The organism is Streptomyces specialis (assembly GCF_001493375.1).
In the GTDB taxonomy this organism is placed as follows: Bacteria; Actinomycetota; Actinomycetes; order Streptomycetales; family Streptomycetaceae; genus Streptomyces; species Streptomyces specialis.
Genome location: NZ_LN929897.1, coordinates 20,311 through 32,040, shown reverse-complemented (window position 1 = coordinate 32,040; position 11,730 = coordinate 20,311). Strand labels below are relative to the sequence as shown.

At 72.2% G+C, this 11,730-nt stretch carries 15 protein-coding genes; 6 read left to right on the top strand and 9 right to left on the bottom strand.

Annotated elements, in window-relative coordinates; translation table 11 throughout:
• The 5 genes from nuoE to BN2279_RS22685 are packed head-to-tail and all read right to left on the bottom strand — an operon-like array spanning position 1 to position 3,793.
• Complete coding sequence (gene nuoE, locus BN2279_RS22705; protein WP_059012748.1) at positions 1–831, bottom strand: NADH-quinone oxidoreductase subunit NuoE; 831 nt, start codon at positions 829–831, stop codon at positions 1–3.
• Positions 828–2,165, bottom strand: a complete 1,338-nt coding sequence (locus BN2279_RS22700; protein ID WP_059013606.1) for an NADH-quinone oxidoreductase subunit D — start codon at positions 2,163–2,165, stop codon at positions 828–830. Before BN2279_RS22700 ends, nuoE begins: the two co-directional genes overlap by 4 nt.
• Positions 2,162–2,866: an NADH-quinone oxidoreductase subunit C gene (locus BN2279_RS22695; RefSeq protein WP_059012746.1), complete on the bottom strand. Its 705-nt coding sequence runs from the start codon at positions 2,864–2,866 to the stop codon at positions 2,162–2,164. Before BN2279_RS22695 ends, BN2279_RS22700 begins: the two co-directional genes overlap by 4 nt.
• A complete protein-coding gene (locus BN2279_RS22690; RefSeq protein ID WP_059012744.1) occupies positions 2,863–3,417 on the bottom strand; it encodes a NuoB/complex I 20 kDa subunit family protein in 555 nt (184 codons plus the stop codon). Before BN2279_RS22690 ends, BN2279_RS22695 begins: the two co-directional genes overlap by 4 nt.
• A 16-nt stretch (positions 3,418–3,433) precedes the next feature.
• Entirely contained in the window at positions 3,434–3,793 is a 360-nt protein-coding gene (locus tag BN2279_RS22685; protein ID WP_059012742.1) for an NADH-quinone oxidoreductase subunit A, read from the bottom strand.
• A gap of 670 nt (positions 3,794–4,463) precedes the next feature.
• Between BN2279_RS22685 and BN2279_RS22680 the strand changes: the two genes are divergently transcribed.
• On the top strand, positions 4,464–5,219 hold the full coding sequence (locus tag BN2279_RS22680; protein ID WP_234348061.1) for a C40 family peptidase: 756 nt from the start codon (positions 4,464–4,466) through the stop codon (positions 5,217–5,219).
• Positions 5,220–5,260: 41 nt separating this feature from the next.
• Here BN2279_RS22680 and BN2279_RS22675 read toward each other — a convergent pair whose 3' ends face one another.
• Together BN2279_RS22675 and BN2279_RS22670 are read right to left on the bottom strand one after the other, a co-directional pair.
• The gene (locus tag BN2279_RS22675; protein WP_059012740.1) at positions 5,261–6,577 is read right to left on the bottom strand and encodes a geranylgeranyl reductase family protein; all 1,317 of its coding nucleotides are present in this window, start codon (positions 6,575–6,577) and stop codon (positions 5,261–5,263) included.
• A 38-nt stretch (positions 6,578–6,615) separates the two neighbouring features.
• Positions 6,616–7,335: a demethylmenaquinone methyltransferase gene (locus BN2279_RS22670; RefSeq protein WP_059012738.1), complete on the bottom strand. Its 720-nt coding sequence runs from the start codon at positions 7,333–7,335 to the stop codon at positions 6,616–6,618.
• Positions 7,336–7,443: 108 nt separating this feature from the next.
• Between BN2279_RS22670 and BN2279_RS22665 the strand changes: the two genes are divergently transcribed.
• A complete protein-coding gene (locus tag BN2279_RS22665; RefSeq protein ID WP_059012736.1) occupies positions 7,444–7,854 on the top strand; it encodes a hypothetical protein in 411 nt (136 codons plus the stop codon).
• Here the strand turns inward: BN2279_RS22665 and BN2279_RS22660 are convergent.
• Both BN2279_RS22660 and BN2279_RS29595 read right to left on the bottom strand, forming a co-directional pair.
• Positions 7,844–8,572 carry a hypothetical protein gene (locus BN2279_RS22660; RefSeq protein ID WP_159037317.1) on the bottom strand — a complete coding sequence of 243 codons (729 nt, stop codon included), beginning with the start codon at positions 8,570–8,572 and terminating at the stop codon, positions 7,844–7,846. The two genes, BN2279_RS22665 and BN2279_RS22660, sit on opposite strands and share 11 nt — an antisense overlap.
• A gap of 32 nt (positions 8,573–8,604) precedes the next feature.
• The gene (locus tag BN2279_RS29595; protein WP_159037316.1) at positions 8,605–8,778 is read right to left on the bottom strand and encodes a hypothetical protein; all 174 of its coding nucleotides are present in this window, start codon (positions 8,776–8,778) and stop codon (positions 8,605–8,607) included.
• Positions 8,779–8,852: 74 nt separating this feature from the next.
• Between BN2279_RS29595 and BN2279_RS22655 the strand changes: the two genes are divergently transcribed.
• From BN2279_RS22655 to BN2279_RS22640, 4 genes are all read left to right on the top strand, one after another.
• Positions 8,853–9,383: a GNAT family N-acetyltransferase gene (locus BN2279_RS22655; protein WP_234348060.1), complete on the top strand. Its 531-nt coding sequence runs from the start codon at positions 8,853–8,855 to the stop codon at positions 9,381–9,383.
• Between the two features lie 78 nt (positions 9,384–9,461).
• The gene (locus BN2279_RS28760; RefSeq protein WP_104531100.1) at positions 9,462–10,016 is read left to right on the top strand and encodes a hypothetical protein; all 555 of its coding nucleotides are present in this window, start codon (positions 9,462–9,464) and stop codon (positions 10,014–10,016) included.
• A gap of 299 nt (positions 10,017–10,315) precedes the next feature.
• Entirely contained in the window at positions 10,316–11,512 is a 1,197-nt protein-coding gene (locus BN2279_RS22645; RefSeq protein ID WP_059012731.1) for a cytochrome P450, read from the top strand.
• A complete protein-coding gene (locus BN2279_RS22640; protein WP_407702296.1) occupies positions 11,509–11,727 on the top strand; it encodes a ferredoxin in 219 nt (72 codons plus the stop codon). The genes BN2279_RS22645 and BN2279_RS22640 overlap by 4 nt, the downstream gene beginning before the upstream one ends.
• Positions 11,728–11,730: the final 3 nt, after the last annotated feature.

Genomic DNA, 11,730 nt, shown 5'->3' with positions numbered 1-11,730 from the left:
TCACTCACCCTCCCCGGTCACCGGGCCCGCGGGGTGGTGCGGGTCGGAGGCCGAGCTCGGCTGCGGGGCGTCGTGGGAGCTGGGGTGCGTCGGGTGCTCCTCGCCGGTGGGCGGCTCGGGCCGGCGCGGGGCCGCCACGGTCGCGGGACCCCGTTCGCCCTTGGCGAGCCGGAGCCCGGCCAGCGAGGCGGGGCCCGCGCTGCCGCCGGCGGCGACCGCGCCGGGGCGCTCGTCGGGGAAGCCGGCCAGGATGCGGGCGGTCCGCCGGAAGTCGCACAGGGGCGCGCCGCGGGTGGGCGCGACCTCCCGGCCGGCGCGCAGGTCGTCGACGAGCCGCGTGGCGGACTCGACGGTCTGGTTGTCGAAGAACTCCCAGTTGACCATCACGACCGGCGCGAAGTCGCAGGCCGCGTTGCACTCGATGTGCTCCAGGGTGACCTTGCCGTCGTCGGTGGTCTCCCCGTTGCCGACGGCCAGGTGCTCGCGGAGCGCGGCGAAGATCGCGTCGCCGCCCATGACGGCGCACAGGGTGTTGGTGCAGACCCCGACCTGGTAGTCGCCCGACGGCTTGCGGCGGTACATCGAGTAGAACGTGGCGACCGCCGTCACCTCGGCGGTGGTCAGGTCCAGCACGTCGGCGCAGAACCGCATGCCGGTGCGGGAGACGTACCCCTCCTCGGACTGGACGAGGTGCAGCAGCGGCAGCAGCGCGGAGCGGCTGTCGGGGTAGCGGGCGATCACCTCCGCCGCGTCCGCCTCCAGCCGGGCGCGCACCTCGTCCGGGTAGGGCGGCGCGGGCAGTTCCGGCATTCCGAGTCGCACGTCCGTCATCGGTCGACGCCTCCCATCACGGGGTCGATGGACGCCACGGCGACGATGACGTCGGCGACCATGCCGCCCTCGCACATCGCGGCCATGGTCTGGAGGTTGGTGAAGGAGGGGTCGCGGAAGTGGACCCGGTAGGGGCGGGTGCCGCCGTCGCTGACCATGTGCACGCCCAGCTCGCCCTTGGGGGACTCGACGGCCGTGTAGACCTGGCCGGGCGGGACCCGGAAGCCCTCGGTGACCAGCTTGAAGTGGTGGATGAGGGCTTCCATGGAGGTGCCCATGATGTTCTTGATGTGGTCCAGCGAGTTGCCCAGGCCGTCGGGGCCGAGGGCGAGCTGCGCGGGCCAGGCGATCTTCCGGTCGGCGACCATCACCGGCCCCGGCTCCAGCCGTTCGAGGCACTGCTCGACGATCCGCAGCGACTGGTGCATCTCCTCCAGGCGCAGCAGGAAGCGGCCGAAGGAGTCGCAGGTGTCGGTGGTGGGGACCTCGAAGTCGTAGGTCTCGTAGCCGCAGTACGGGTCGGTCTTGCGCAGGTCGTGCGGGAGGCCGGCGGAGCGGAGGACCGGGCCGGTGGCGCCGAGCGCGAGGCAGCCGGCCAGGTCGAGGTGGCCGACGTCCTTCAGGCGGGCCTTGAAGACGGGGTTGGTGGTGCAGAGCTTGTCGTACTCCGGCAGGTTCTTCCGCATCTTCTTGATGTACTCGCGGATCGCGTCCACCGCGCCGGGCGGCAGGTCCTGGGCGAGGCCGCCGGGCCGGATGAACGCGTGGTTCATCCGCAGGCCGGTGATCAGCTCGAAGAGGTCCAGGGTGTGCTCGCGGTCGCGGAAGCCGTAGACCATGACGGTGCTGGCGCCCAGTTCCATGCCGCCGGTGGCGATGCACACCAGGTGGGAGGAGAGGCGGTTCAGCTCCATCAGCAGGACGCGGATGACGGTGGCGCGGTCGGGGACGTCGTCGGTGATGCCGAGCAGCTTCTCCACGCCCAGGCAGTACGCCGCCTCGTTGAAGAACGGGGTGAGGTAGTCCATGCGCGTGACGAAGGTGGTGCCCTGCGTCCAGGTCCGGTATTCGAGGTTCTTCTCGATGCCGGTGTGGAGGTAGCCGATGCCGGCCCTGGCCTCGGTGACCGTCTCGCCGTCGATCTCCAGGATGAGCCGGAGCACGCCGTGCGTGGACGGGTGCTGCGGGCCCATGTTGACGACGATCTTCTCGTCGTCGCCGCGGTCGGCGACGTCGCGGGCCACCTCGTCCCAGTCGCCGCCGCTGACGGTGTAGACGGTGCCTTCGGTGGTCTCCCTGGCCTCCGCGGGCCGGGTCGCGTGTGTGGTCATCAGGAGTACGACCTCCGCTGGTCGGGTGCCGGGATCTGGGCGCCCTTGTACTCGACGGGGATGCCGCCGAGCGGGTAGTCCTTGCGCTGCGGGTGGCCCTGCCAGTCGTCGGGCATCATGATCCGGGTCAGCGCGGGGTGGCCGTCGAAGACGATGCCGAAGAAGTCGTAGGTCTCGCGCTCGTGCCAGTCGTTGGTCGGGTAGACCGGGACGAGCGACGGGATGTGCGGGTCGTCGTCCGGCGCGCTGACCTCCAGGCGGATGAGCCGCCCGTGGGTGAGGGACCGCAGATGGTATACGGCGTGCAGCTCGCGCCCGGTGTCCGCCGGGTTGTGCACGCCGCTGACGCCCGTACACAGCTCGAAGCGGAGCGCCGGGTCGTCGCGGAGTGTGCGGGCCACCCGGGGCAGGTGTTCGCGGGCGATGTGGAACGTGATCTCGCCCCGGTCCACGACGGTCTTCTCGATCGCCCGCGCCGGGTCGGTGCCCTGCTCCTCCAGGGCGCCTTCCAGCTCGTCGGCGACCTCGTCGAAGTACCCGCCGTAGGGGCGCGAACTGGCGCCCGGCATGTGGACGGTGCGGACCAGGCCGCTGTAACCGGTGGTGTCGCCGCCGTTGTTGGCGCCGAACATGCCGCGCCGGTGCGCGATGGCCTCCCCCGCCTCGCCCCGGTGCGCGGGCAGCTCGTTGGTGTTCTCGCTCACCGGAGAAGCCCCTTCATCTCGATCGTCGGCAGCGCCTTGAGGGCCGCTTCCTCCGCCTCGCGGGCCGCCTGCTCGCGGTTGACGCCGAGCTTCTCCTCGCGGATCTTGGCGTGCAGCTTGAGGATGGCGTCGATCAGCATCTCCGGGCGCGGCGGGCAGCCGGGCAGGTAGATGTCGACGGGGACGACGTGGTCGACGCCTTGGACGATGGCGTAGTTGTTGAACATGCCGCCCGAGGAGGCGCACACGCCCATGGAGATGACCCACTTGGGGTTGGGCATCTGGTCGTAGATCTGCCGCAGGACCGGCGCCATCTTCTGGCTGACCCGGCCGGCCACGATCATCAGGTCGGCCTGCCGGGGCGAGCCCCGGAACACCTCCATGCCGAAGCGGGCCAGGTCGTAGCGGCCGGCCCCCGACGTCATCATCTCGATGGCGCAGCACGCCAGTCCGAAGGTGGCGGGGAAGACGGAGGACTTCCTGGCCAGTCCGGCCATGTTCTCCACGGTCGTGAGCAGGAAGCCGCTGGGCAGCTTCTCTTCTAGACCCATCAGGAGTGCCTCTCTCCTAGTCCCATTCGAGTCCTCCCCGGCGCCAGTCGTACGCGTAGGCGACACCGATGAGTCCTACGAAAACCAGCATCTGCGCGAGCCCGAACATCCCCAGGGAGTCGAAGTGCACGGCCCAGGGATAGAGAAAGACGATCTCGATGTCGAAGATGATGAAGAGCATCGCCGTCAGGTAGTACTTGACGGGGAATCTTCCGCCGCCGGCCGGCTGCGGGGTGGGCTCGACTCCGCACTCGTAGGCCGACAACTTCGCCCGGTTGTACCGCTTGGGGCCGATGACCGAGGCCAGGATCACCGAGAAGACGGCGAAGCCGGCCCCCAGGGCCCCCAGTACGAGGATGGGAACGTACGCGTTCACCGCACCTCGCTCCTTCCAGTCGACAGCGACTGCCAGCACGAAGATCACCGCTATGTGAGTCAGTTCACAAAGCTGGAGGCATCCTATGCCTCACCTCCTGTGACCTTCGACACGGGGTCGCCCAACAATCCTTGTGATCTCCCCCACCTCGCCGTTCGCGCGGCGGGAGCACCCGTTCAGCATGCTCCACGCAAGGTAGTTGGCCAACCACGCGCGGGGGAGATACCCGGGCAAGAGCGCCGGAACCGGCGTCCTCGCACTATCACCGGGGCTCGGCGGCGAGCAAATTCGCATGCGGAACCCGCCGGGTGATAGAGCGCCTTGCCGTTCAACTGGTGAAGAAACGCGGAGACGCCGCGTCGGCCGCGAGGATGTGACGTGCGCCACACGATTGCCCGGTAACGAGACGGCAACGTTGAACGAACCGGCCCGGCATGCTAGGTCTCCACCGACCGGCCGACAATCCGGACAACCCGCAGGACACGGCGGAAGGCGGACGCCCGCCATCCGCTTCCGCCCGAACCGGCATTCCGGGCAAAGCGCCCGGCGGGCCGGAGCGTACCCGGCCACTGTGGCGCATCACACGTGAATTGAGATCAACCGCCCGGTGCTGATAGCCGTTATCCCCATGTCCCCAATCCGTTACCAAGGCCGGCATCGAAAACCTCGCGTGTCGCGTGCCGGCAGCCTGATACGCGGCGGCGTCCTCACGGGCGTCGTCGGTTCGGTCGCCGTCACCGGCGCCACCACCCCCGCCTCCGCCGACGAGAAGCCGGCCGAGTCGACCGGGGAACTCCCCACCCTGGACACCGTCCTCGCGCACAGCGCCGCCCGGGCCGCCGAGGCCACCGAGGCGTACGTCAGCGAGACCCAGATCCAGGACGAATGGCAGCAAGCCCGCGACCGCGCGGCGACGCAGGCCCGTGAGGCCGCCGCCGAGCGCCGCGCGGAGCAGGAAGAGGCAGAGCGCCTGGCCAGGGAGCGCGAGGAGCGGGAAGCCGCCGCGCAGGCCCAGGAAGAGGTGACGGCGGTCTCGACGACCGCGACCCCGGCCGCCTCCCCCCTGACCGGCGGCGCCGGAGCCGCCGTCGTGAACTTCGTCCGGGCCCAGTTGGGCGACGCCTACTCGATGGGCGCAACGGGCGACAACGTCTGGGACTGTTCGAGCCTGGTGCAGGCCGCCTACGCCTCCGTGGGCGTCCCGCTGCCGCGCGTCGCCGCCTCGCAGTCCGTCGCGGGCACCCAGGTCTCCCTGGACGCCCTCCTGCCCGGCGACATCCTCTACTGGGGCGGCGCGGGCAGCGCGTACCACGTCGCGATCTACACCGGGAACGGCATGTTCATCGGCGCGCAGAACTCCTCGACGGGTGTCGTCGAGCGCGACATGGGCTGGGACAGCCCCTCCGGGGCCGTCCGCGTCCTGTGAGCAGCCCGAACCCCTGACCCCCCCGGTCACGCCCCGCTCGTTCAGGAGCGGGGCGTGACCTTCGTCAGTCCGTTGATCACCCGGTCCACGGCGTCCCCGCCGCGCGGGTCCGTCAGGTTCGCCAGCAGCTTCAGCAGGAACCGCATGGCGCCCGGGTGGTTCAGCCCCCGCTGGGTCGCCAGCCGCATGATCTTCGGCTGGCTGATCAGGTGCGCGAACGCCCGGCCCAGCGTGTAGTAGCCGCCGTAAGTCTCCTTCAGGACCCCCGGGTACCGTTGCAGGGCCTGCTCGCGCTGTCCGGGCGTCCGCCGGATCAGCGCGCCGCTGATCACCTCGGCCGCGATCCGGCCCGACTCCATGGCGTACGCGATGCCCTCGCCGTTGAACGGGTTCACCAGCCCGCCCGCGTCGCCCACCAGCAGCAGGCCGCTCGCGTAGTGCGGCCGGCGGTTGAACGCCATCGGCAGCGCGGCGCCGCGTATCGGCGCGGTCATGGTCTCGGGCGTGAAGCCGTACTCGGCGGGCATGCCGGCCGTCCAGGCGCGCAGCACCTCGCGCCAGTCGGGGTCCTTGCCGGAGGAGGCCGACTTGATGGAGCCGAGCCCGACGTTGGCCGTGCCGTCGCCCATCCCGAAGACCCAGCCGTAGCCCGGCAGCAGCCGGTCCTGGCCGTCGCGCCGGTCGTGCAGCTCGAACCAGCTCTCCAGGTAGTCGTCGTCGGAGCGGGCGCTGGTGAAGTACGTCCGCACGGCCACGGCCATGGGGCGGCGCGCGTCGCGGTGCAGGCCCATCGCCAGGGAGAGCCGCGACGAGTTCCCGTCGGCGGCCACGACGAGCGGCGCGCGGAACGTGACCCGCTGCTTGTCCTCGCCGAGGAGCGCCTCGACGCCGGTGATCCGTCCGGTCCGTTCGTCGCGGACCGGCCCGGACACGTTGCAGCGTTCGAAGAGCCGGGCGCCCGCCTTCTGCGCCGCGCGGGCGAGCTGCTCGTCGAAGTCGTCGCGGCGGCGGACCAGTCCGAAGTCCGGGTACGAGGCCAGGTCGGGCCAGTCGAGCAGCATCTGCCGGCCGCCGCTGATGACCCGCAGGCCGCGGTTGCGCAGCCAGCCGGCCTCCTCGGAGATGTCGATCCCCATGGCGACGAGTTCCTTGACCGCGCGCGGCGTCAGGCCGTCCCCGCAGACCTTCTCCCGGGGGAAGGCCGTCTTCTCCAGCAGGAGCACGTCGAGCCCGGTGCGGGCGAGGTGGTACGCGGTCGCCGAGCCGGCGGGCCCGGCCCCGACGACGATGACGTCGGCGGCGGTCTCATCGGCGGCAGTCTGGTCGACGGCGGTCTCGGCCACGGAGGGCTCTCCCATCGGTAGGGTCGGTAGGGTCCGCTCGGGACAAGGATCGGTCAGGAGTCTGTGGAGTCTATGGGCCGGGCCCGTTTGACGGCCCGGTGGAGGGCCACGATGCCGCCCGACAGGTTCCGCCAGGCGGGCCGGTGCCAGCCGGCGGCGGCGATCCTGCCGGCCAGCGCGGGCTGGTCCGGCCAGGCGCGGATCGACTCGGCGAGGTAGACGTACGCGTCCGGGTTGCTGGAGACCCGGGTGGCGACCGACGGCAGAGCCCGCATCAGGTACTCGGTGTAGGCGGTGCGGAACGGCGCCCAGACCGGGTGGCTGAACTCGCAGACCACCAGCCGCCCGCCGGGCGCCGTCACCCGCAGCATCTCGCGGAGCGCGCCGTCGGTGTCCTGGACGTTGCGCAGGCCGAAGGAGATGGTGACGGCGTCGAACACCCCGTCGGCGAACGGCAGCCGCGTGGCGTCCCCGGCCGTGAACGGCATCCACGGGGTCCGCCGCTTGCCCTCGCGGAGCATGCCGAGGCTGAAGTCGCACGGCACGGTGAACGCCCCGGCCGCGGCGAAGGGCTCGGCGGAGGGGCCGGTGCCCGCCGCGAGGTCGAGCACCCGCTCCCCCGGCCGGGCGCCGACCGCGCGGGCCACCTGCTTGCGCCATCGCCGGTTCTGGCCGAGGGCCAGCACGTCGTTGGTGAGGTCGTAGCGGGCCGCGACGGCGTCGAACATCGCGGCTACTTCACGGGGCTTCTTGTCCAGGGAGGCACGCGTCACGGGGCCATTCTCGCCGATGCCCCCGCGCCGGTGACGCGGTACTCCGTTCGTGGGACTTGCCCGACACGGAGGTGATCGGCGCGCGGGGTGGCCACTACGGTGCCTGCCATGACTCACCGATCCCAGTCCTCCCGCGCCCTGTGCCTCGCCGGCCTGACCACGGGGGCCCTGCTCGCCTCGGCGGGCGGCGCGTCGGCGGAGATCCTGCCGGACGACCTCGGCGGCACCCTGCCGGTGGTGGCCGGCACGGTGAACGGCGTGGTGGCGACGACGACCGGCTCGTTGCAGTCCGCCGTGGACCCGGCGCTCGATCTCCAGCTCGACCCCCTGGCGAACACCACGACCGACCCGCTGTCGAACTCGGCGGGCACCCAGGTGGCCGACTTCCCCGGCCTCAGCACCGCGATGGTGACCGGCCCGGTGACCGACGGCGCCTCGGCCCGGGAGCTGCCGGGCGAGGTGCTGACGCGGCTGCTCGGCGGCCTGCCGGTGGCGCTGCTGCCGCCCGTCAGCGGGTGACGGCGTCGTCCCAGCCGACGCCGTGCAGCCGGTTGACGTGGCTGCGGAACAGCAGCAGCACCGCCGCGGCCACCCTCGGGTCCCACCAGTCCGCGCACACCTCCAGGGCGTCGAAGCGCTGCTCGCTGCCCGGTGAGGTGAGGTAGTCCAGCACCACCTCGCCGTCGACGCGCAGCCGCGTCCGGCGCGGGGACATCACCCCCTCGAACTGGAGGAAGGTGAGGAAGACCAGCGCCGAGCTGAACGGCAGCAGGATCCACCCCACCACCCACCACCCCAGCCGCCCCTTGCGGCCCACGGCGGGCGCCGGGCGGCCGGTCTGCCACACGGACCAGCGCACCCGCCGTCCCCACCGGGCGGGCCTGCGGGTGACGACGGCCAACCGTTCGCCGGTCCCGCTCAGCACCTCGTAACGGGCCTGGCGGTGCCGGGCCGCGTCCGTGGTCACCACCCGGGCCAGCACCTCGCGCCGCCCGGCGTCCGCCCACAGCACGAACGACCGCACGCCGCGCTCGCGCGCCCGGAGGTAGTCCTCCAGCGTGCCGCCGCCCTCGGTCAGCTCCCGCTCGGGCCGGCCGACGACGCGCCACTCGCCCCGGCCGACCCGCCGCGCGGCGCGCGCCCTGACCTCGCGGTCCACGGCCCCGGGCAGCCCGAGGTCGGCATGAGGCCGCAGATCCGGCCCGCCGGGCTCGTGCAGCCAGAGAATGGTCCTCACGGTCCTCACAAGCTCCGGACCCTACCGAAAGGTCACTCCTCGCGTTCCGCCTCGCGCTCGGCGACCACGTTCTCGTAGGCGTCGACCTCCTCCAGCGTGGCCGCTTCCCAGATCTCCGTGACCAGTTCGCGCGCGGCGGCTTCGTCGATGCCGTCCGCCGCCCGTTCGACGAGCCGCTTGGTCCAGGTCTCGATGAGTTCACCCATAGCACCATTGGACCGCGACCCGGGCCGCCGAGCGACTTCGCGGCGCGGGCGGGGCGTGCGGCAGGATGCGGGGTATGGACGGCGGCGGCGGTGGGACGGGCGGGAACGGGATACGGCTTCGGCCGCTGGACGAGGCGGGGCTGCCGGCGCTGCTGGCGGCGGCCGTGGCGGACGCGGACCCGCTGGAGGTGATGCCGCCGGTGGACGGGCCGCCGGGCTGGTCGGCGGCGCGGCGGGACGCCTTTGTGGCGTTCCACCGGTCGAGGGCGCTGGCCGCCGAGCCGGTGGAGACGGTGTACGCGGTCGTCGTCGGCGGCCGGGTGGCGGGCGCGGCGCGGCTGTGCCCGCTGCCGGCGGACGCCCGTACGCCGCCCGGCACGGTCGAGGCGGGGCTGTGGCTGGGGCGATCCGTGCGCGGCACGGGCGTCGGCGGGGCGGTGCTGCGGGACCTGACGGCGCTCGCCCGCGCGTCGGGCGCGGCGTGCCTGTACGCGTCGACCACGACGGACAACGCGGCGATGCGGCGCATCCTGGACGCGCTCGGGGCCGAGACGGCGGTGGAAGAGGGCGAGGTCAGGGCCTGGGTGGCGCTGGGGCGGTCTTGATCGGGCCGTTCCTCCTTGGCTACCTTGACGCCTTCCGTCCCGACCCCGCCCGCGTGAAGCATGGGAGGACCCGCCTACGTGAAGCGCGCCATCGAGGAGGCTCGAAGACTCGCCCGGGACGGCAGTGACTTCGCGGATCTGATCGCGGCGTTGCGGGAGCTGGACGGTTTCCAGCTCACCCCGTTCAACCTGCTGGTGATCCTCCGGCAGGGGCTGGGCGTCACCTTCCTGGAGTCGCCGGAGCTGCTGCGCTTGTTCGACGTGGAACTCCGTCCCGTCGTGCCGGACGAGGAGATCAACCGGGCGGCCAACCCGTACCTCGCGCGGTACCGGGCGAAGGACTTCCTGATGGCAACCGAGGACCCGGGCATGCAGCGGTACTTCGGGGACATCGCCCGTTTCATGGTCGCGGAGTTCGGGATGACCTACGCGGAGGCCGTGGCGCGGGTCAACGAGGCGTTCAAGGATCAGGAGTTCGGCGCCTACCCGGACATCATGTGCCATGAGCTGCCCGAGTACTGGGCGTACGGCCTCTACTACGGCGCCGTGCGGTACTGGGACGAGTACGCCGACCGGTCGGCATGGACCGCGCGGCCGGCGCCGGACAAGGACTCGCTCTGCTGGACGCTGTGACCCTCCGCCCCGGGGCCGGGGGCACCCCGCCCGGCGCGTCAACGCGCCGCAGCGGGATTCACCCTCCCGTGGCAGGTGGGCGACCGGAACCGGACAGGTCCCGGGGCGGCGCCGGACCGCGCCGCCCGGCCGGACGCCGGGGGCGGGCCGGAGAACCGGACGGCGGAAGCGCGCGCCGCCTGCGGCCGTCCCACCCGAAACCCCCGCTCGGCAGATTGTCCGAGGATCATCCGAACCGCCTTCCCTGCGCCGTCCCGTCCGCGCTCTGATACTGGCCAGCGATGTGGAGGGCAGACGCCATGGAGCAGGCCGCACCGACCACCTACACCACCGTGCGGGACGGGATCTTCCATCCGCCGCCGCACATCAGGGAGTTGCGCGCCCACGCGCCGCTCGCCCGGATGACGTTCGCGGACGGCCACCTCGGCTGGCTCGCCACCGGCTACGCCGTCTCGCGGGCCGTGCTGGCCGACCCCCGGTTCAGCGCCCGGGGCGAGCTGAAGCACCCGCCCGTGCCGCGCGCCGGCGAGCCGGAGCAGCCGCCCAGCGCGCCGCCCGGCATCTTCATCCAGCACGACAACCCGGAGCACCAGCGCTACCGCCGCCTGCTGGTGGGACAGTTCACGGTCCGGCGGATGCGGCTGCTCACCGACTGGATCGAGAAGGTGACCGAGTCCCACCTCGACGAGATGGAACGGCTCGGCCCACCCGCCGACCTCTTCGAGCACTTCGCGCTGCCGCTGCCGTCCCTGGTGATCAGCGAGATGCTCGGCGTGCCCTACGCCGACCGCGAGCGCTTCCAGCACGACACGGCGGTGTGGAGCAGCTTCAACGCCGACCTGGACGAGCTGGCCCAGGCGTTCGGCGACCTGACCACGTACCTCCACGCCCTGGTGGGCCGCAAACGGTCCGCGCCCGAGGACGACATCCTCAGCGGCCTGATGGCGGCCGACCCCGAGCTGACCGACGAGGAACTGACCTCGATCGCCTACCTGCTGCTGGTCGCCGGCCACGAGACCACCGCCAACCAGCTCGCCCTGGGCGTCCTCGCCCTGCTGACCAACCCCGACCAGCTCGCCGCGCTGCGCGCCGACCCGTCCCTGACGGAGAACGCGGTCGAGGAGCTGCTGCGCTACCTCAGCATCGTCCACCACGGCCCGACCCGCGCCGCCCTGGAGGACGTCGAGATCGACGGGCAGGTGATCAGGAAGGGCGAGGTGGTGATGGTGTCGCTGACGGCGGCCAACCGGGACCCCGAGCGCTTCGAGAACCCCGAACTGCTGGACGTCACCCGCTCGGCCACCTCCCACCTCGGGTTCGGCCACGGCGCCCACCAGTGCCTGGGGCAGCAGCTCGCCCGGATCGAGCTGCGCGTCGGGCTGACCGCGCTGCTGCGGCGCTTCCCGGCACTGCGCCTGGCCGTGCCGCCCGGGGAGGTCAGGCTCCGGCACGACATGCAGGTGTACGGGGTCTACGAGCTGCCGGTCACCTGGTGACCGCGGTGAGGGTCGAGGTCGACACGTCCCGGTGCTGCGGGGCGGGCATGTGCGCGCTGACGGTCCCCGAGGTCTTCGACCAGAGCGAGGACGAGGGCACGGTCGTGCTGCTCGACCCGCGCCCGCCCGCCGGGCTGCGCCCCGCCGTCCGCGAGGCGGTGCGGCTCTGCCCGTGCGGGACGATCACCGTGCGCGAGACCGGCCCGGACGCCTGACGT